The sequence below is a fragment of the Variovorax sp. GW822-FHT04A09 genome (assembly GCF_058801005.1).
Genome location: NZ_JBXAMV010000002.1, coordinates 442043 through 460167 on the forward strand (window position 1 = coordinate 442043; position 18125 = coordinate 460167).

General features: G+C 67.8%; 16 protein-coding genes. 1 reads left to right on the forward strand and 15 read right to left on the reverse strand.

Translation table 11 applies throughout. The annotated features are described in order from the left end of the window. Window positions 1-46 precede the first annotated feature (46 nt). The 4 genes from AC1RLW_RS13155 to AC1RLW_RS13170 all read right to left on the reverse strand — a co-directional run bounded on the left by AC1RLW_RS13155 (window position 47) and on the right by AC1RLW_RS13170 (window position 4199). Complete coding sequence (locus AC1RLW_RS13155) at window positions 47-595, reverse strand: YgjP-like metallopeptidase domain-containing protein (protein ID WP_493193368.1); 549 nt, start codon at window positions 593-595, stop codon at window positions 47-49. Further along, window positions 592-1872, reverse strand: a complete 1281-nt coding sequence (locus AC1RLW_RS13160) for an Hsp70 family protein (RefSeq protein ID WP_493193369.1) — start codon at window positions 1870-1872, stop codon at window positions 592-594. The genes AC1RLW_RS13155 and AC1RLW_RS13160 overlap by 4 nt, the downstream gene beginning before the upstream one ends. Beyond that, window positions 1869-3431, reverse strand: coding sequence for a lysine--tRNA ligase (gene lysS, locus AC1RLW_RS13165; RefSeq protein WP_493193371.1), 1563 nt, complete (start codon window positions 3429-3431; stop codon window positions 1869-1871). Before lysS ends, AC1RLW_RS13160 begins: the two co-directional genes overlap by 4 nt. A 123-nt stretch (window positions 3432-3554) precedes the next feature. Next, window positions 3555-4199, reverse strand: coding sequence for an LON peptidase substrate-binding domain-containing protein (locus AC1RLW_RS13170; RefSeq protein WP_493193373.1), 645 nt, complete (start codon window positions 4197-4199; stop codon window positions 3555-3557). A gap of 49 nt (window positions 4200-4248) precedes the next feature. Between AC1RLW_RS13170 and AC1RLW_RS13175 the strand changes: the two genes are divergently transcribed. After that, complete coding sequence (locus AC1RLW_RS13175; RefSeq protein WP_056572059.1) at window positions 4249-4809, forward strand: YggT family protein; 561 nt, start codon at window positions 4249-4251, stop codon at window positions 4807-4809. Between the two features lie 86 nt (window positions 4810-4895). On the opposite strand, the gene accD is transcribed toward AC1RLW_RS13175, so the two are convergent. The 11 genes from accD to AC1RLW_RS13230 all read right to left on the reverse strand — a co-directional run bounded on the left by accD (window position 4896) and on the right by AC1RLW_RS13230 (window position 17979). After that, entirely contained in the window at window positions 4896-5768 is an 873-nt protein-coding gene (accD, locus tag AC1RLW_RS13180; RefSeq protein ID WP_062475492.1) for an acetyl-CoA carboxylase, carboxyltransferase subunit beta, read from the reverse strand. Between the two features lie 24 nt (window positions 5769-5792). Beyond that, window positions 5793-6638, reverse strand: coding sequence for a tryptophan synthase subunit alpha (trpA, locus tag AC1RLW_RS13185; protein WP_493193375.1), 846 nt, complete (start codon window positions 6636-6638; stop codon window positions 5793-5795). Next, a complete protein-coding gene (trpB, locus tag AC1RLW_RS13190; RefSeq protein WP_139702440.1) occupies window positions 6638-7924 on the reverse strand; it encodes a tryptophan synthase subunit beta in 1287 nt (428 codons plus the stop codon). Before trpB ends, trpA begins: the two co-directional genes overlap by 1 nt. Before the next feature lie 47 nt (window positions 7925-7971). Then, window positions 7972-8715 (reverse strand): phosphoribosylanthranilate isomerase, encoded by a 744-nt coding sequence (locus tag AC1RLW_RS13195; protein WP_139702441.1) that lies wholly within the window; start codon window positions 8713-8715, stop codon window positions 7972-7974. Continuing rightward, window positions 8712-9536, reverse strand: a complete 825-nt coding sequence (truA, locus tag AC1RLW_RS13200; protein WP_070062263.1) for a tRNA pseudouridine(38-40) synthase TruA — start codon at window positions 9534-9536, stop codon at window positions 8712-8714. Before truA ends, AC1RLW_RS13195 begins: the two co-directional genes overlap by 4 nt. 31 nt (window positions 9537-9567) lie before the next feature. Further along, window positions 9568-12357, reverse strand: a complete 2790-nt coding sequence (locus tag AC1RLW_RS13205) for a FimV/HubP family polar landmark protein (RefSeq protein ID WP_493193378.1) — start codon at window positions 12355-12357, stop codon at window positions 9568-9570. 167 nt (window positions 12358-12524) lie between these two features. Further along, window positions 12525-13670, reverse strand: coding sequence for an aspartate-semialdehyde dehydrogenase (asd, locus tag AC1RLW_RS13210; protein ID WP_493193380.1), 1146 nt, complete (start codon window positions 13668-13670; stop codon window positions 12525-12527). Window positions 13671-13760: 90 nt separating this feature from the next. Further along, on the reverse strand, window positions 13761-14849 hold the full coding sequence (gene leuB, locus AC1RLW_RS13215) for a 3-isopropylmalate dehydrogenase (protein WP_493193381.1): 1089 nt from the start codon (window positions 14847-14849) through the stop codon (window positions 13761-13763). A gap of 43 nt (window positions 14850-14892) precedes the next feature. Continuing rightward, entirely contained in the window at window positions 14893-15543 is a 651-nt protein-coding gene (leuD, locus tag AC1RLW_RS13220; protein ID WP_062479700.1) for a 3-isopropylmalate dehydratase small subunit, read from the reverse strand. A gap of 14 nt (window positions 15544-15557) precedes the next feature. Then, window positions 15558-16979: a 3-isopropylmalate dehydratase large subunit gene (gene leuC / locus AC1RLW_RS13225; protein WP_493193383.1), complete on the reverse strand. Its 1422-nt coding sequence runs from the start codon at window positions 16977-16979 to the stop codon at window positions 15558-15560. Between the two features lie 46 nt (window positions 16980-17025). Then, window positions 17026-17979, reverse strand: a complete 954-nt coding sequence (locus AC1RLW_RS13230) for a LysR substrate-binding domain-containing protein (RefSeq protein ID WP_493193384.1) — start codon at window positions 17977-17979, stop codon at window positions 17026-17028. Window positions 17980-18125: the final 146 nt, after the last annotated feature.

An 18125-nucleotide genomic window follows, 5' to 3' on the forward strand; every position in this document is an offset into this window, starting at 1 on the left:
GGTTTCGCAAATTGGTTTCAGTTGTGAGGCGTTGGCGGAGAAATACTCATGCGCTCCCGAGGGGCTGCTTCTGGTCCACGTTTTCGACATTTGCACCCCAGAGGCGGCGGCCGTTGGTGTCTAGGTGCGTTAGATACAGCCGCAAGTCGAATTCAAGCTGCCGATAGTCCGGCTCCATGTGCATGCACAGTGCGTAAAAAGCCTTGTCGTGGTCGCGCTCCTTCATGTGCGCGAGCTCGTGCACGACGATCATCCGCAACAACGCCAGCGGCACGTCCTTGAACAGGCTCGCCACCCGAATCTCGCGCTTGGCCTTGAGCTTCCCGCCCTGCACGCGCGACACCGTGGTGTGTGTGCCCAGCGCGTTGCGGATCACGTGCAGCTTGTTGTCGAACATCACCTTCGACAGCGGGGCGGCCTTGCGCATGAACTCGTTCTTGAGTTCGGTCACGTAGTCGTAGAGTGCGCGATCGGTCTGGATGCCGTGCACGCCGTCGGGATAGCGCTTGCCGAGCAGCACCCCCAGATTGTCTTCGGCGACCAACTGGCGGACCTGGTCCAGCAGGGGCGCCGGATAGCCCGCCAGGTACTTCATGCGCGACGGCGCTCCGTGTGCGCCGCGCAGGCCAGCCCCGTGGCCACGCCGCCGAACAGGTCGCCTTCGACCAGGTTCACGCCCGCAAAGCTCTTGCGCAGGGCGTGCTGGAATGGCCGCAGCGCCGAGGAGCCGCCGGTGAGGTAGATCGCGTCGAGGTCGCTGCTGCGCAAGCTGGCGCGCTTGACGCACGCATGTGCGCAGGCGATCACGTTCTCGAGCGGGCCGGCCAGCTGCTGCGCCATATCGTCCGGTGTGAGTGAGGCCACCAGCCCGTGCTCGGCGCAGGAGAGGTCGATGGCTGTCGCCGCGTCGGTCACTGATGCATCGATCTTGGCCGCTTCCACCGCGCTCGCGATGCGGTGGCCGTGCCGTTCTTCGAGCACGGTCATCAGCCGGTCGTGCAACCGCGTGTCGCTGTAGCTCGTGCGCAGGTCTTTCGCCTGGCGCACCGCCTTGGCGGCGTAGAGCCAGTTGATCAGGTGCCAGGACGAGAGTTCGAAGAACACCTTGCTCGGCACCTCGCGCCCTTGCGGCCCGGTGTGGCGAAAGCCGAACTGCGGCATCACGCGTTCGAGGTTCAGGCGCTGGTCGAAATCGGTGCCGCCGATGTGCACGCCGCTGGTGGCCAGCACGTCGTCGGTGCGGTCCTCGCGTGCAGCTCGCTCGGGTCCGACGCGCACGACGGTGAAGTCGGAGGTGCCGCCGCCGATGTCGACGATGAGCACGATCGACTCTTTGGCGATGCGCTGCTCGTAGTCGAAGGCGGCTGCGATCGGTTCGAGCTGGAAGCCGATCTCGCGAAAGCCCGCGGCGCGCGCCGCGTGACGCAGGCTTTCCTCGGCGCGTTCATCGCGTTTCGGATCGTCATCCACGAAATGCACGGGTCGCCCGATCACCACGCGCTCGGGCGTCTGGCCGAGCTCGCGGCTGGCGCGCACGGCCAGTTCGCGCAGGAAGCGCGCGATGATGTCCTCGAAGCTCACAAGGCCGTCGTAGATCGCCGTCTTTTCCTGCATCAGCGCGCTGCCGAGCAGGCTCTTCAGCGAGCGCATCAGGCGGCCTTCGGTGCCCGAGAGGTACTGGCCGATGGCGTCGCGACCGAAGTGGGTCGAGCGGTCTTCGGCGTTGAAGAAGATCGCGGTGGGCAGGGTGGTGGCCGCGCCTTCGATGGGCAGCAGACGGGCCACGCCGTCGACCCGGCAGGCCACGGCGGAATTGGAGGTGCCGAAGTCGATGCCGATCGTCGGCAGCGACGACGGGGACAACACGCTCAAGATTCCCTGCGCAGCGCCGGGAACAGGATCACGTCGCGGATGCTCGGCGAGTCCGTCAGCAGCATCATCAACCGGTCGATGCCGATGCCGCAGCCGCCGGTGGGCGGCATGCCGTATTCGAGGGCGCGCACGAAGTCGTGGTCGTAGAACATGGCTTCGTCGTCGCCGCTGTCCTTGGCGGCCACCTGTGCGTTGAAGCGCGCGGCCTGGTCTTCGGCGTCGTTCAGCTCGCTGAAGCCGTTGCCGAACTCGCGGCCCGTGATGTACAGCTCGAAGCGCTCGGTGACCTCGGGGCGCTCGTCGTTGGCGCGTGCCAGCGGCGAGATCTCGGTCGGGTGCTCCATGATGAAGGTCGGCTGCCAGAGCTTCTCTTCCACGGTCTCCTCGAAGTACATGACCTGCAGGCTGGCGAGGCTGCGCTGCGAGAGCTTGTCTTTTTCTTCGCTCAGGCCGAGCTTGCGCAGGGCGTTGATGAGCCAGGCGCTGTCGTCCACGCCATCACCCGCATCGGTGTGCTTGAGGATCGCTTCGCGGATCGTCAGGCGCTCGAAGGGCTGCGTGAGGTCGACGGCCTTGCCGCCGTAGGTGAGCTGCTGCGTGCCCACGGCCTTGTCGGCGATGGTGCGGATCAGTGTCTCGGTGAAGTCCATCAGGTCGCGGTAGTTCCAGTAGGCCGCGTAGAACTCCATCATCGTGAACTCGGGGTTGTGCCGCACCGAGATGCCCTCGTTGCGGTAGCTCCGGTTGATCTCGAACACGCGCTCGAAGCCGCCGACGATCAAGCGCTTGAGGTACAGCTCGGGCGCGATGCGCAGGAACATCTCCTGGTCGAGCGCGTTGTGGTGCGTCTTGAACGGCTTGGCGTTCGCGCCGCCCGGAATGGGGTGCAGCATAGGCGTCTCGACTTCGAGGAAGTCGTTGGCCACCATGAACTCGCGCAGCGCGCTCACGGCCTTGCTGCGCGCGGTGAAGCGCACGCGGGCCGACTCGTCGGTGATCAGGTCGACATAACGCTGGCGGTACTTCTGCTCCTGGTCGGCCATGCCGTGGAACTTGTCGGGCAGCGGGCGCAGGCTCTTGGTGAGCAGGCGCAGGCGGCTGACCTTGATCGACAGCTCGCCAGTCTTGGTCTTCATCAGCGTGCCTTCGGCGCCGAGGATGTCGCCGAGGTCCCAGCGCTTGAAATCGGCATACGCCTCTTCGCCGATGGCGTCGCGCGTCACGTACAGCTGGATGCGGCCGGTGGCGTCCTGCACGGTCGCGAAGCTGGCCTTGCCCATCACGCGCTTGAGCATCATGCGGCCGGCCACGCTGACGGTGACGGCCTGTGCTTCCAGGGCTTCCGGCTCGGTGCCGCCATGCTGCTCGACCAGCGCCGCGGCGCGGTGGCCGGGTTTGAAGTCGTTCGGGAACGCGACCCCCTTGCCTTCGGTCTGCGCTGTGCGCAGCAGCTTGAGCTTTTCGCGGCGTTCGACGATGAGCTGGTTGTCGTCGACGGCGGGTGCAGAGGAGGAGGCTGCAGCGGGCGCGGGAATGGGAGGGGTGAGGTGATCGGACATGAGGAGCGGATGAGGCGCAACCGGAGCGTGCGCGAGCCCGGCATTTTAGCCGATCGCTTTCGAATGAAACCGCCCCTGAGCGCCCGTCAATCCTGCACAAGACGCTATAAAAAAAGAAGCAAACTATTCAGTGATGCCGGTGCGTGCCAGCAGGTCGCTCACCAGCTCCAGCCGCATCAGCGGGCTGTCGAGTTCCATCAGCCGCTGCTTCAGCTCGACCTGCATCGGCACCAGCTCGCACCAGCGGTTGGCCACCCAGCCGCAATCGTTGAAGCGGTAGGGCGCGCCGATCGGCAGGCGCACGGTGTCGCCCTGGGCGTGGCGGCGCTCTTCGAGGGTGTCGATCAGGCGGCGCAGCGCGGTGGCGGTGTGGCGCAGGTCGTCGGGGATGTCGAGCGCGATGTCGTCGGCGACGGCTTCGACTTCGGCGACCCACAGGCCGTGTTTCTGCAGCTCGCTGCTGCGCACGTGAAAGCGCTGCGTGCCGACGCATTCGATCTGCAGCAGGCCGCTTTGCGGCGCGTCGAAGGTGCGGATGTCGGCGAGCGTGCCGATGGCGGCAAAGCTTTCGGCTTCGGCGCCGGCCTTGCGCACCTCGGCGCCGCTCGTCAGGCTGACCACGCCGAAGGGGGCACCGGCCTTGCGGCACTTGCCGATCATGTCGAGGTAGCGGACCTCGAAGATGCGCAAGGGCAGCAGGCCGCCGGGGAAGAGAACCGTGCCGAGTGGGAACAATGGCAGTGAATGCAAAAGGGGTTGTGTCGTCATCGAAGAACCTTGCGTGGCTATCATCGCATTCCGCTCACGGCTGCGCCCCATGCTCTATCAGATTCCTTCGTTTCTTCTCGACGTGATCGTCGGCCTGCTCGGTGGCGCCTGCCTGCTGCGCCTGTACATGCAGTACCACCGCGTGCCCTTCGGCAATCCGCTGGGGCGTTTCGTGTTCGCCATCACCGACTGGATCGTGCTGCCGCTGCGGCGCATCGTGCCCGCGGTGAAGCGCTGGGACCTCGCGAGCCTGATCGCGGCCTGGCTGCTGGTGATGCTCAAGTTCCTGGTGCTGTGGCTGCTGGCCGGCAGCCTGGCGCGGATCACGGCGCTGCCGCTGGTGTCGCTGGTCGGCCTGCTGCAGCTGGCGGTGTCGGGCCTGACGGCGCTGCTGGTGGTGTACGCGGTGCTGTCGTGGATTCCGGGCGCTTCGCCGATGCTGCTCGACCTGATCTCGCGCCTGGCCGAACCGCTGGTGCGGCCGTTTCGCCGCTTCATTCCGCTGATCGGCGGCGTCGACCTGTCGCCGCTGGCCGCCATCGTGGTGCTGCAGGTGGTGGCGATCGTGCTGGGCAACCTGCTGGTCTTCGCGTTCCGGCTCGGCGCCTGACGCGTCGGGGTACCCCAGACGGCAAAACGCCCGCACCGCCTTTCGGCGTGCGGGCGTTCAGGCCGAAGCCTGAGCTACGGTGACGGTCAGAGCACCGCGTCGGCCGGCTGGCGCAGCAGCATGGCCAGTGTGCTGGCGATGGTCTTGCGCAGTTCGCGGCGGTCGCTGATGAAGTCGATCGCGCCCTTGGTCTGCAGGAACTCGGCGCGCTGGAAGCCTTCGGGCAGCGTCACGCGCACGGTCGATTCGATCACGCGCGGGCCGGCGAAGCCGATCAGCGCCTTGGGCTCGGCGATCACCACGTCGCCCACGAAGGCGAAGCCGGCGCTCACGCCGCCCATGGTCGGGTCGGTCAGCACGCTGATGTAGGGCAGGCCTTTCTTCGCCAAGCGCGTGAGCGCGGCGTTGGTCTTGGCCATCTGCATCAGCGAGAGCAGGCCTTCCTGCATGCGCGCGCCGCCGGTGGCGGTGAAGCACACGAAGGGCACCTTCTGCTCGATGGCGGTCTCGACGCCGCGCACGAAGCGCTCGCCGACCACGCTGCCCATGGAACCGCCCATGAACTCGAACTCGAAGCAGGCCACGACCACGCTGATGCTGTGGACCGAGCCGCCCATGACGACCAGTGCGTCGGTTTCGCCGGTGTTCTCCAGCGCTTCTTTCAGGCGCTCGGGGTACTTGCGGCTGTCCTTGAACTTCAGGGCGTCGACCGGCAGCACTTCCTGGCCGACTTCGTAGCGGCCTTCGGCGTCCAGGAAGGCGTCCAGGCGGGCGCGGGCGCCGATGCGGTGGTGGTGGCTGCAGCTCGGGCAGACGTTCTGGTTGTGCTCGAGGTCGGTCTTGTACAGAACGGTCTCGCAGGCCGGGCATTTGATCCACAGGCCCTCGGGCACCTGGCGGCGCTCGGACGGGTCGGTTTGTGCGATCTTGGCGGGTAGCAGTTTTTCAAGCCAGCTCATGGGGGCTCCTTGTGAGGGCAGTGATTATCGACCAGCCGCGTTCTTGGCCGTGGCGGCCGGCAGCGCGTCGAGCGCCTCGCGGATGCCGGCCAGGAATTCGCGCACCGTGGGCACCACGTTGTCGCGGGGCTGGTCTTCGATGAGTTGAATGATCTTCGTGCCGATGACCACGGCGTCCGCCGCCGAGCCGATGGCCTGCGCCGTGCGCGCATCGCGGATGCCGAAGCCCACGCCGACGGGGATGCTCACGTGCTCGCGGATGCGCGGGATCATGCGCCCGACCGCCTCGGTGTCGAGGTGGCCGGCGCCGGTCACGCCCTTGAGCGACACGTAGTACACGTAGCCGCTCGCGATGCGCGCCACCTGCGCCATGCGCTCGGGGGTGCTGGTGGGGGCCAGCAGGAAGATCAGGTCGATGCCGGCGGCCTTGAGGTCGGCGGCGAAGTCCTCGCATTCCTCGGGCGGGTAGTCGACGACCAGCAGGCCATCGACGCCGGCCGCGGCCGCGTCGCGGATGAAGGCCTTCTTGCCATGCACAAGGTCGTAGCGCTCGACCGGGTTGGCGTAGCCCATGAGCACGACCGGCGTGGTCGTGTCCCGGGCGCGGAAGGCGGCCACCATGGCGAGCACCTGCTTCATGCCGACGCCCAGCGCCAGCGCGGCCTCGCCGGCCTTCTGGATCACGGGGCCGTCGGCCATCGGGTCGGAGAAGGGCACGCCCAGCTCGATGACGTCGGCACCGGCCTCGACCATGCCGTGCATGAGCTCGGGCGTGATGTCGGCGAAGGGGAAGCCAGCGGTGACGTAGGGGATCAGCGCGCGACGGCCTTGCGTTTGCAGGGCCTGGAACTTGGCGGCAATGCGGCTCATCACTTGCCTCCCTTCACGCTCAGACCGCGCATCGAGGGGCGGTCGTAGAAATCGACGCCCGACAGGTCGGCGACGGTGCCGATGTCCTTGTCGCCGCGGCCCGAGAGGTTCACGAGGATGGACTGGTCGGGGCGCATGGTCTTGGCGAGCTTCAGGGCGTAGGCCAGGGCGTGGCTGGATTCGAGCGCGGGAATGATGCCCTCCGTGCGGCACAGGTAGTGGAAGGCTTCGAGCGCCTCGACGTCGGTGATGCCGACGTACTCGGCGCGGCCGATGTCGGCCAGGTAGGCGTGCTCGGGGCCCACGCCCGGATAGTCGAGGCCGGCGCTGACGCTGTGCGTCTCGGTGATCTGGCCGTCGTCGTTCTGCAGCAGGTAGGTGCGGTTGCCGTGCAGCACGCCGGGGCTGCCGCGCAGGATCGAGGCGGCGTGCTTGCCGCTGTCCAGGCCTTCGCCCGCCGCTTCCACGCCGATGAGGCGCGTGCCCGCGAACGGGATGTAGGGGTGGAAGATGCCGATCGCGTTGCTGCCGCCGCCCACGCAGGCGACCACCACGTCGGGCTGCTTGCCCTCCGCTTCACCGGTGATGCCGTCGGCCGCGAGCATGGCGGGCATCTGCGCGATGCACTCGGTGCCGATCACGCTCTGGAAGTCGCGCACCATCGTCGGGTAGGGGTGCGGGCCCGCCACCGTGCCGATGATGTAGAAGGTGTTTTCGACGTTGGTGACCCAGTCGCGCATGGCCTCGTTGAGCGCGTCCTTCAGCGTCTTGCTGCCCGATTCGACGGGCACGACGGTCGCGCCCAGCAGGTTCATGCGGTAGACGTTGGGGCTCTGGCGCTTCACGTCCTGGCTGCCCATGTAGACCACGCATTCGAGGCCGTAGCGCGCGCAGATGGTGGCCGTGGCCACGCCGTGCTGGCCGGCGCCGGTCTCGGCGATCACGCGGGGCTTGCCCATGCGGCGCGCGAGCATCGCCTGGCCGATCACGTTGTTGATTTTGTGCGCGCCGGTGTGGTTCAGGTCTTCGCGCTTCAGGTAGATCTGCGCGCCGCCCATTTCGCGGCTGGTGCGCGCGGCGTGGTAGATCGGCGAGGGGCGGCCGACGAAGTGCTTCAGCTCGTAGTGGAACTCGGCCAGGAAGGCCGGGTCGTCCTTGAATTTGGCGTACGCGTCGCGCAGCTCGTTGATCGCGTGCGTGAGCGTTTCGCTCGCGAAGGTGCCGCCGTAGGGGCCGAAGTGGCCGCTGGCGTCGGGTTGCTGGTAGTCCTGGAATTGGCTTTGCATGGTTCTCGATCGATGGGCCGCAGCCCGAATGCGATCGGGTGCGGCGGCTAACTGGAGAAGGACGAAGCGTCGGCAGCCGAGGCTTTGACAGTGTTCGCCGCATCTGCGGCTCTCACGGCGGCGACGAATGCCCGGATCTTTCCGGCGTCCTTGAGGCCCTTGTGCCCGGGACCGTCGATTTCGACGCCCGAACTCACATCAACGGACAGCGTCTTGCAGCGCGTCCGCAGGCTGTGAATGCCATCGCTCACGTTTGCAGGTGTGAGCCCACCACTCAAGACGAGGTGAGCGTCGACGGCGGGTGGAAGAAGTGACCAATCGAAAGCCTTGCCGCCTCCGCCATAACCTTCGACATGGGCGTCGAGCAGGATGGCCTGGGCGCGGGAGTAATCGGACGCGTATTTTACGAGGTCGAAGCCGGCCCCGGCAGCCCCCAGCGGAATCCGGGCGGCGCGCATGTAACGAAAGCGTCCCGGGCCGGTGGCTTCCTCGCACTGTTCGGGCGTTTCTTCCCCGTGGAACTGCGCGATGGCGCCTTTCACGCGGGCCAGGGAGGCCAGGACTTCGGGAGCGTCCGCGTTCACGAACAGCAGCACGGGCGTGATGAAGGGTGGCAGGCGCGAGGCCAGTTCGGCGGCGCGCTCGACGCTCACGGCGCGCGGGCTCTTCGGGTAGAGCACGAAGCCGATCGCGTCGGCGCCGGCCTCGACCGCCGCGTCCACGTCGGCCTCACGCGTGAGGCCACAGATCTTGATGCGGGTGCGTGGGGCGAGGGGGGCGGGAGATGTCATGGCGGGCCATCATACGAAGCCCGCTCGCCCTGGAACGTGGCCTCGGCCGGCAGACCCCACTTGGCGTCGTACAACGGGCCGAGGAAGTACAGGCCGTCGGCGGAGAAGGTGGGCGCGGCGACCTTGCGGCTGCGCGCCTCGAGCACCTCGGTGATCCATTCGGGCCGTTCATCGCCGCGGCCGATGCGCACCAGGCTGCCCATCAGGTTGCGGATCATGTGGTGCAGGAAGGCGTCGGCCTCGAACTCGAAGTGCCAGCGGCAGCGCTCGCCGTCGCCCACGCGCGTGATCTCGAGGCGCCGCAGGTCCTTGACCGGCGAGAGGGCCTGGCAGGCCGAAGCGCGGAACGAGCTGAAATCGTGCCGGCCGACCAGCAGGGCCGCCGCGGCGCGCATCGCATCGCCGTCGAGCGGGTACATCGACCAGCCGACCCGGCCCGCATCGAGGCTGGGCCGCACGGGCGACTGCGAGAGCACGTAGACGTAGCGACGCGCCAGGGCACTGGCGCGGCAATGGAATTCGTCGGGCACCGGGTGCGCCCACTGCACCGCGATGTCGTCGGGCAGGTAGCGGTTGGTGCCGCGCATCCAGGAGAACGGATCGCGTTCGATGTCGGTGTCGAAGTGCACCACCTGCATCAGCCCGTGCACACCGGCGTCGGTGCGGCCGGCGCACAGCGTGCTGACCCGGCTGCCGGCGGGCAGGCCGGCGAACTTCGCGAGGGCGGCTTCGAGCTTGTCCTGCACTGTGCGGCCCGAGCGCTGGCTCTGCCAGCCCTCGTATGCCTGGCCGTTGTAGCGGATGCCGAGTGCCAGCCTCACGAAGCGATCAGAAGGGCAGTCGGCAACCGGCTCAGCGCAGTTCGGCGAGCAGCTGCTTGGCTTGCGACTTGAGGTCGCCGGCGCTTTCGGCTTCGACTTCCTCGACCAGCGAGCGCGCGCCTTCGACGTCGCCAATGGCCTGCAGTTCGCGGGCCAGCGAGAGCTTCACGGCGTGCGGGTTGTCGTCACCGTCGTCGTCCAGGGCGGACGGCGAGGTGGTCACGGCCGCGGAGCGCGGTGCTTCGGCGACGGCGGAGCGGGCCGGCAGGCCGGCGAGGGCGCTCATGTCGAACTCGATGAAGCCCGAATCGGCAGGCAGCGTGTCGCGCAGCATGGCCGGGCGGGTGTTGTGCTCCGCGTCGTTCAGCGACGAGGGGCGCGTGTGGGCCGTCAGCGCGCCGGGGGCCGTGTCGAAATCGTTTTCAAGGTCGACAGGTGCTGCGGCGTGGCCGTTGCTCAGCGGGGCCGGTGCGGCCGTCGGCGCGTAGACCGACTTCGGCAGGCTGGCACCCACCGGAGCAGGTGCTGGTGCGGGCGGCTGGGTCAGGTCGAGGTCGAAGTCCAGCGGCGCGACCGAGGGCATGAAGGCCGGCGGGGCCGACGCCACGGGCGGTGCGGCCGGGGGCGGCGGTGCCACGACGGCTGCTGCGACTGCGGCAGCCGGCTTGGCGGCGGCGGCCAGCGCGCCGGCGAATGCGGCGGTTTCGGCCTGGCTGGCGCCTCGCGCGGTGCCCGTGCCCGATTCGTACAGTGGGTTGCCCGGGTCGAGGTCCTTGCCCATGTCGACCACGCGGTTCCATTCGGAGCCCGCGCCGTTGGTCAGCTTGTGCACTTCGGTGGCCAGGCCGTCGAAGGCGCGCACGTCGCGGCGCTTGGCGTGGATTTCGAGCAGCTTGAGGTGGATCGCGGTGCGGTCCGGGTTCAGGCGCAGCGCTTCACGCAGGATTTCCTCGGCCTGCAGGTCGCGGCCATAGGCGAGGTAAACGTCGGCTTCGGCGACCGGATCGACATCGCCCGCGTCGAGCTGGCTCGGCGAGTACGACAGCGACGACACGGTGGAGTCGCCGCGGTTCTTGGTGTCGACCGATTCGCCGCCGCTGGCGCCGAAGAACGAGTCCTTGGGAATGCGGCTCTCGAGGAACACGCTCTCGCTCATCTCTTCGCGGCGGCGGCCCAGCACGCGGTACAGCAGGAAGCCGACCAGCAGCGCGATCAGTGCGGCGCCGGCGAGCATCAGCGGGTTGTCGAGCAGCTCCTCGAGGAAGCTGCGCTCCGGCGGGGGCGGCGGCGGTGCCGCCTTGACCACGGGCTTGGGTGCGACGATGGGCGCGGCGGCGGCGGCAGCGCTGGCTGCGGCTGCCACGGGCAGGGCGGCTGCGTCGGTGGCCGACGGTGCGGCGGGTGCTGCAGCGGAGGCCGCGGCGACCGGGGGCGTTGCAGCGGGCGCGGCTGCCGGCGCCGGCGTTGCCGGTGCGGTGGCTGCGGCGGCAGGGGCCGCGGCGGGCGCAGGAGCGGCTGCGACCGCTGGCGTCGGCGTCGTGGCACCGGTCAGCGGTGCGGGAACGGCGATGCCGGGCGTGGTGGCCGGCGCTGCGGGCGCTGCGGCGGCAGCGGACGATCCGGTGCCCGTGCCGGTACCGGCCTTGAGCTTGTTCAGCTCGTTGATGTTCTTCGCGAGTTCGGCGACGCGGTTGCTGCTGTCCTGCGCCTGGCGGGCCTGCGCGACCTTTTCGTCAGCGGCGCGTGCGGCGGCGTTGCCTTGCGACACCGTGAGCTTATCGGGTGCGCTGGCGGCGGCATTGCGGTCTTCCACGCTGGCCTGCAGCTTGCCCGAGGCCTGGCGGCTCGCGGCGGCCACGTTGGTGGTCGGGGCGTTTTCGGCGAGGCGCTGGCGGTAGCTGCCGAAGTCGCGGCTTTGCGCGGTGATCGTGCGGCGTGCGTCGGCGGCCGGAACGGCGCTCGCTGCGGCAGCGTTCGGCAGGTCGAGCACGGCACCGGCCTTCATCCGGTTGACGTTGCCGCCGACGAAGGCGTCGGGGTTGGCGTTCAGCAGCGCGACCAGCATCTGGTCGAGCGAGACGTCGGCGGGCTTGTGGGCGGAGGCGATCTTGCCGGCGGTGTCGCCACGGCGCACCGTGACTTGCTCGCCACTGCCGCCGCTGGGGGCGGCGACGGCGGCACGTGCCGGCGCGGGAGCCGGTGCGGCCGCAGGGGCCGGCGCAGCCGCAGCGGGTGCGGGCGTTGCAGCCACTGCAGGCGCGGGTTCGCGGCGCACGCGCGGGGTGGGCGCGGGGCGCTCGACCGGCGTGGCGATCTGCGGCGCGATGGGCGCGACCGGTGCGGCTGCCGCCTGGCGCGTGGCCGGCGGATCGAGCAGCACGGTGTAGTCGCGCACGATGCGGCCCGAGGCGCCATTGGCTTCGAGCAGCAGGTCGATGAAGGGATCGTTGAGCGGGCGGTTGCCGGCCAGGCGCACGACGTACTGGCCGCCGGCGCGGCGCTGCAGCGTGGCTTTCACGTCGCCGAGGGCCGCGTTGTACGGGATGCCTGCGTTCTTGAAGGCTTCGGCCGTGGCGATGTTGATCTTCAGGCCTTCCGCCTCATTGGCGGCCATTTCGGTGACATCGATCTCGGCGCGCAGCGGTTCGCCCAGTGCCGACTGCACCCGCAGCGGTCCCAGCGCGAAGGCGCTGGCGTCGGCGCTGGCCAGTCCCAGCGTCAGGGCCGCAGCGGCACCCAGGATGGAAAGGCGCCAGCCATTCGACGGCAGGGCGGGGCGGGCGGCCGAAGGGCGGGCCGCGGGCAACAGATGTCTTGTCATGCTGATAGGGGCGGCTCAGGCCCTGAATTTGTAAGAGGACGTTAGCATCATCAACATGCACTGACAAGGCAATGCGCCTGATCTACCCAGTGCGCGCATACTTCCGATGACATCCTGTGTTGCCTTTCGGCAACATTTTTGTATTTCAAGGCCCTGAGCTGCCCGCATCAGGCTTCGAGCAGGATGCGCAGCATGCGGCGCAGCGGTTCGGCCGCGCCCCACAGCAGCTGGTCGCCGATGGTGAAGGCGCCGACGTACTCGGGGCCCATCGCCAGCTTGCGGATGCGGCCGACCGGGATGTTCATGGTGCCCGTCACGGCCACCGGCGTCAGGTCCTTCACTGTGGCTTCGCGCGTGTTCGGCACGACCTTGGCCCAGGGGTTGTCGGCGGCGATCATCGCTTCGATGTCGGCCACCGGCACGTCCTTCTTGAGCTTGAAGGTCAGGGCCTGGCTGTGGCAGCGCATCGCGCCGATGCGCACGCAGAAGCCGTCGACCGGCGTGGCGGCGGTGCCGAAGCCCGCGCCCTGGCCGAGGATCTTGTTGGTCTCGGCGCCGCCCTTCCACTCTTCCTTGGACATGCCGTCGCCCAGGTCCTTGTCGATCCAGGGGATCAGCGAGCCGCCCAGCGGGGCGCCGAAGTTGGCGATTTCGGAGGCGCTGAGGTTCTGCTGCTTGTGCAGCACCTTGCGGTCGATCTCGAGGATGGCCGACTTCGGGTCGTCGAGCAAGGCGCGCACTTCGGCGTTCAGGGTGCCGAACTGGGTCAGCAGCTCGCGCATGTGCTGCGCGCCGCCACCCGAGGCTGCCTGGTAGGTCATGCTGGTCATCCACTCGACCAGGCCGGCCTTGTAGAGGGCGCCCACGCCCATGAGCATGCAGCTGACGGTGCAGTTGCCGCCGACCCAGTTCTTGCCGCCCTTGGCGAGCGCGTTCTGGATCACGGGCAGGTTGACGGGGTCGAGCACGATGATCGCGTCATCGTTCATGCGCAGCGTGGAGGCCGCGTCGATCCAGTGGCCGTTCCAGCCGGCGGCGCGCAGCTTGGGGAACACCTCGCTGGTGTAGTCGCCGCCCTGGCAGGTGATGACGATGTCGCACTTCTTCAGTGCCTCGATGTCGTTCGCATCCTTGAGCGTGGTCTCGTTCTTGGCCATCGCCGGGGCCTTGCCGCCCGCGTTCGAGGTCGAGAAGAAGACCGGCTCGATGAGGCCGAAGTCGCCTTCGGCCTGCATGCGGTCCATGAGGACCGAGCCGACCATGCCGCGCCAGCCCACGAGGCCGACCAGAGGTTGCTTGGATGCGTTCGCCATTTCAGTTTGCCCTTAGTGAAGAAAGAAAAAATCAGTCTTTTTTGCCCCCGACTCGTCGGCCGGGGGAGGGCGTGACGAAGCGGGCTGCGGTTAGCCGGTAATCGTCTTTTTGGTGATGGCTGCTACGACCGCGTCGCCCATTTCGCGGGTGCCGACGCGCTTCGTGCCTTCGGACCAGATGTCGCCCGTGCGCAGCCCGGAGGCAAGCACGTGCTTGACCGCCGACTCGATACGGTCGGCAGCTTCGGGCTGGTTGAGGGAGAAGCGGAGCATCATGGCAGCGGACAGGATTGTAGCCAAAGGATTGGCAACCCCTTTGCCAGCAATGTCGGGCGCGCTGCCGTGGCTGGGCTCGTACAGGCCCTGGTTGCTCGCATTGAGCGAGGCCGAGGGCAGCATGCCGATGGAGCCGGTGAGCATAGCGGCCTCGTCCGAGAGGATGTCGCCGAACATGTTGCCGGTGACCACCACGTCGAACTTCTTGGGCGCCTTCACCAGCTGCATGGCCGCGTTGTCGACGTACATATGGTCGAGCTCGACGTCCGGGTACTCCTTGCCGACCTCGGTCACGATGTCCTTCCAGAACTGGAAGGTCTCGAGCACGTTGGCCTTGTCCACGCTGGTCACGCGCTTGCTGCGCTTGCGGGCCGCTTCGAAGGCGACGTGGGCGATGCGCTCGACCTCGGGGCGCGAGTAGCGCATCGTGTCGAAAGCTTCTTCAGCGCCCGGGAAGTGGCCGTCGGTGGCGATGCGGCGTCCGCGCGGCTGGCCGAAATAGATGTCGCCGGTCAGCTCGCGGATGATGAGGATGTCCAGGCCCGCGATCAGCTCGGGCTTCAGGCTCGAGGCGCCCACCAGCTGCTCGTAGCAGATGGCCGGGCGGAAGTTGGCGAACAGGCCCAGGTTCTTGCGCAGCCCCAGGATGGCTTGCTCGGGACGCAGCGGACGGTCGAGCTTGTCGTACTTCCAGTCGCCGACGGCGCCGAACAGCACCGCGTCGGATTCCTTCGCGAGCTTCAGCGTCGACTCGGGCAGCGGGTGGCCGTGCGCCTCGTAGGCCGCGCCGCCGACCAGTGCCGATTCCATCTCGAACTTCAGGTCGAGGACTTCGAGCACCCTGACGGCTTCCGCCACGATTTCGGTGCCGATGCCGTCACCCGGGAGAACTGCGATTTTCATAAGTTGGTCTGAGGTTTTTTCTTGAAAACGGAAATGCCGCCGATCACGAGATCATCGTGTGCGCGAGCCAGGGCTTCTGCGCCAGGCGCTCGGTCTCGAAGGCCTTGATCTTGTCCTTGTGGCGCAGCGTCAGGCCGATGTCGTCCAGCCCGTTGATCAGGCAGTACTTGCGGAAGGCCTGGACGTCGAACGCGAACTCCTGGCCATCGGGCTTCACGACCACCTGGCGCTCCAGGTCGATGGTCAGCGTGTAGCCCGGGAAGGCGAAGGCTTCGTCGAACAGCTGCGAGACCTGCGACTCGGGCAGTACGATCGGCAGCAGGCCGTTCTTGAAGCTGTTGTTGAAGAAGATGTCGGCGTAGCTCGGCGCAATGATGGCGCGAAAGCCGTACTGGTCGAGCGCCCACGGCGCGTGCTCGCGCGACGAGCCGCAGCCGAAGTTCTTGCGCGCCAGCAGCACCGAGGCGCCCGCGTAGCGCGGCTGGTTCAGCACGAAGTCGGGGTTCGGCTTGCGGCTGGCCGGGTCCTGGCCCGGAAAGCCGGCGTCCAGGTAGCGCCACTCGTCGAACAGGTTCACGCCGAAGCCGGTCTTCTTGATCGACTTGAGGAACTGCTTGGGAATGATCGCGTCGGTGTCGACGTTCTCGCGGTCCATGGGGGCCACGAGGCCCTTGTGCACGGTGAATTTCTGCATGTGATGTCTCCTGATCAGGCGAAGGTGCGCACGTCGACGAAGTGGCCGTGCACGGCTGCGGCGGCGGCCATCGCGGGGCTCACGAGATGGGTGCGGCCACCCGCGCCCTGGCGGCCTTCGAAGTTGCGGTTCGAGGTCGATGCGCAGCGCTCACCGGGCTCGAGGCGGTCGGCATTCATTGCCAGACACATCGAGCAGCCGGGCTCGCGCCATTCGAAGCCGGCGGCCTTGAAGATCAGGTCGAGGCCTTCGCGCTCGGCCTGTTCCTTCACCACGCCCGAACCGGGCACGACCATCGCGAGCTTCACGTTCTTCGCGACCTTCTGGCCGAGCTTCTTCACCACGGCCGCGGCTTCGCGCATGTCCTCGATGCGGCTGTTGGTGCACGAGCCGATGAACACCTTGTCGATGAAGATGTCGTTCATGGCCTTGTTGGGCTCCAGGCCCATGTAGACCAGCGCGCGCTCGATGGCGCTGCGCTTGCTGGCGTCCTTTTCCTTGTCGGGATCGGGCACGCGGCCGTTGATCTCGACCACCATTTCGGGTGAGGTGCCCCAGGTGACCTGCGGCTGGATCTGCGCGGCGTCGAGCTCGACCACGGCGTCGAAGGTCGCGCCGGGGTCGGACTGCAGCGTGCGCCAGTAGCTCACGGCCTGGTCCCATTCGACGCCGGTGGGCGCGAGCGGGCGGCCCTTCACGTAGCTGATGGTCTTTTCGTCGACCGCCACCAGCCCGGCGCGCGCGCCGGCTTCGATGGCCATGTTGCAGACCGTCATGCGGCCTTCCATGCTCAGGTCGCGAATCGCCGAGCCTGCGAATTCGATCGTGTAGCCCGTGCCGCCGGCGGTGCCGATCTTGCCGATGATGGCCAGCACGATGTCCTTGGCCGTGCAGCCCAGCGGCAGCTTGCCTTCGACCTTCACGAGCATGTTCTTGGCCTTCTTGCCCAGCAGCGTCTGCGTGGCCATCACGTGCTCGACCTCGCTGGTGCCGATGCCGTGTGCCAGCGCGCCGAACGCGCCGTGCGTGGAGGTGTGCGAGTCGCCGCAGACCACCGTCATGCCCGGCAGCGTCGCGCCGCTTTCCGGGCCGATCACGTGCACGATGCCCTGGCGCTTGCTCAGGAACGGGAAGAACGCGGCGGCGCCGAACTCGGCGATGTTGCGGTCCAGCGTGGTGACCTGTTCCTTGCTGGTCGGGTCGGCAATGCCTTCGTAGCCGCGCTCCCAGCCGGTGGTCGGCGTGTTGTGGTCGGCGGTGGCCACCACCGAGCTGATGCGCCACAGCTTGCGGCCGGCTTCGCGCAGGCCTTCGAAGGCTTGCGGGCTGGTCACTTCGTGCACCAGGTGGCGGTCGATGTAGAGGATCGCGGTGCCGTCTTCCTCGGTGTGGACGACGTGTTCGTCCCAGATCTTGTCGTAGAGCGTGCGTGCCATGTCGGTCTCTTCTTTCGTGGGGAAATGGATTGTCTGTCGAGGCGGTCTAGGCCGCGAGTCGTTCGGTGGCGTCGGTCGAATCGGCCGCTGCGTGCAGGTGGTTCACCAGCGTGCGCGCCGCCACCGGCAGGGTGGAGAAGTCGCGCGCCACCAGCCGGATCTCGCGCGCCGCCCAGGCGTCGTTGAGCGTCACGCTCACGAGGCCGCGGCCGATGCCGTTGCGCATGAGTTCGAAGGCGCGCTGCGGCATCACGCCGATGCCCAGGCCGTTGTCGATCATCCGGCACATGGCGTCCAGGCCCGTGACGTGGATGCGCAGCTTCACGCTGCGGCCGGCGCTCAGCGCCGCTTCGTGCATCGCCACGTAGATCGAACTGTTGGTGTGCAGGCCGACGTGGTCGAAGGCCAGCGAGTCGACGAAATCGATCGCGTCCTGCGCGGCCAGCGCGTGCCCCTCGGGAACGATCAGCGCGAGGCGGTCGTGCCGGTAGGAAAGGCTCTGCAGCTCGCCCGCGCCGCCGGCCACGTGGCACACACCCAGGTCGGCCGCGCCTTCCTGCACCGCGCGGATCACTTCGCTGCTCAGGTGCTCCTCGAGGTCGATCTTGATGGCCTCATGGGCTCGCGAGAACACGCCTAGGTCTTCCGGCAGGAACTGCACGATGGCCGAGATGTTGGCGTGCACCCGCACATGGCCGCGCACGCCGTCGGCGTATTCGCTGAGCTCGCCCTGCATCTTCTCGAGGCTGTAGAGCACCGAGCGGGCGTGGTGCAGCAGGCTTTCGCCGGCCGGCGTGAGGTCGACGCCGCGCGCATGGCGGTAGAGCAGGGCGGTGCCGAGCGTGGCCTCCAGGTCGGACAGCCGCTTGCTCACGGCCGAGGCCGCGATGAACTCGCGCTCCGCCGCGCGCCCGATGCTGCCCAGCTCGCACACGGCCACGAACAGCTGCAGCGACGTGAGGTCGATGCGGCGGGCAAAGTTGCGTTCGGACGTGCTCATGGGGCTTGGGCATCGTGATTGGCGATGAGTTGGCGATTTTCTTACTGTTTTGAAGCCGTTACCATCGCGATGCGCGATGACCTCGCTGCCGGCTGGCGAGGAGGGGCATGCCGAACGGGCAATAAAAAAGCTGCCCGGAGGCAGCT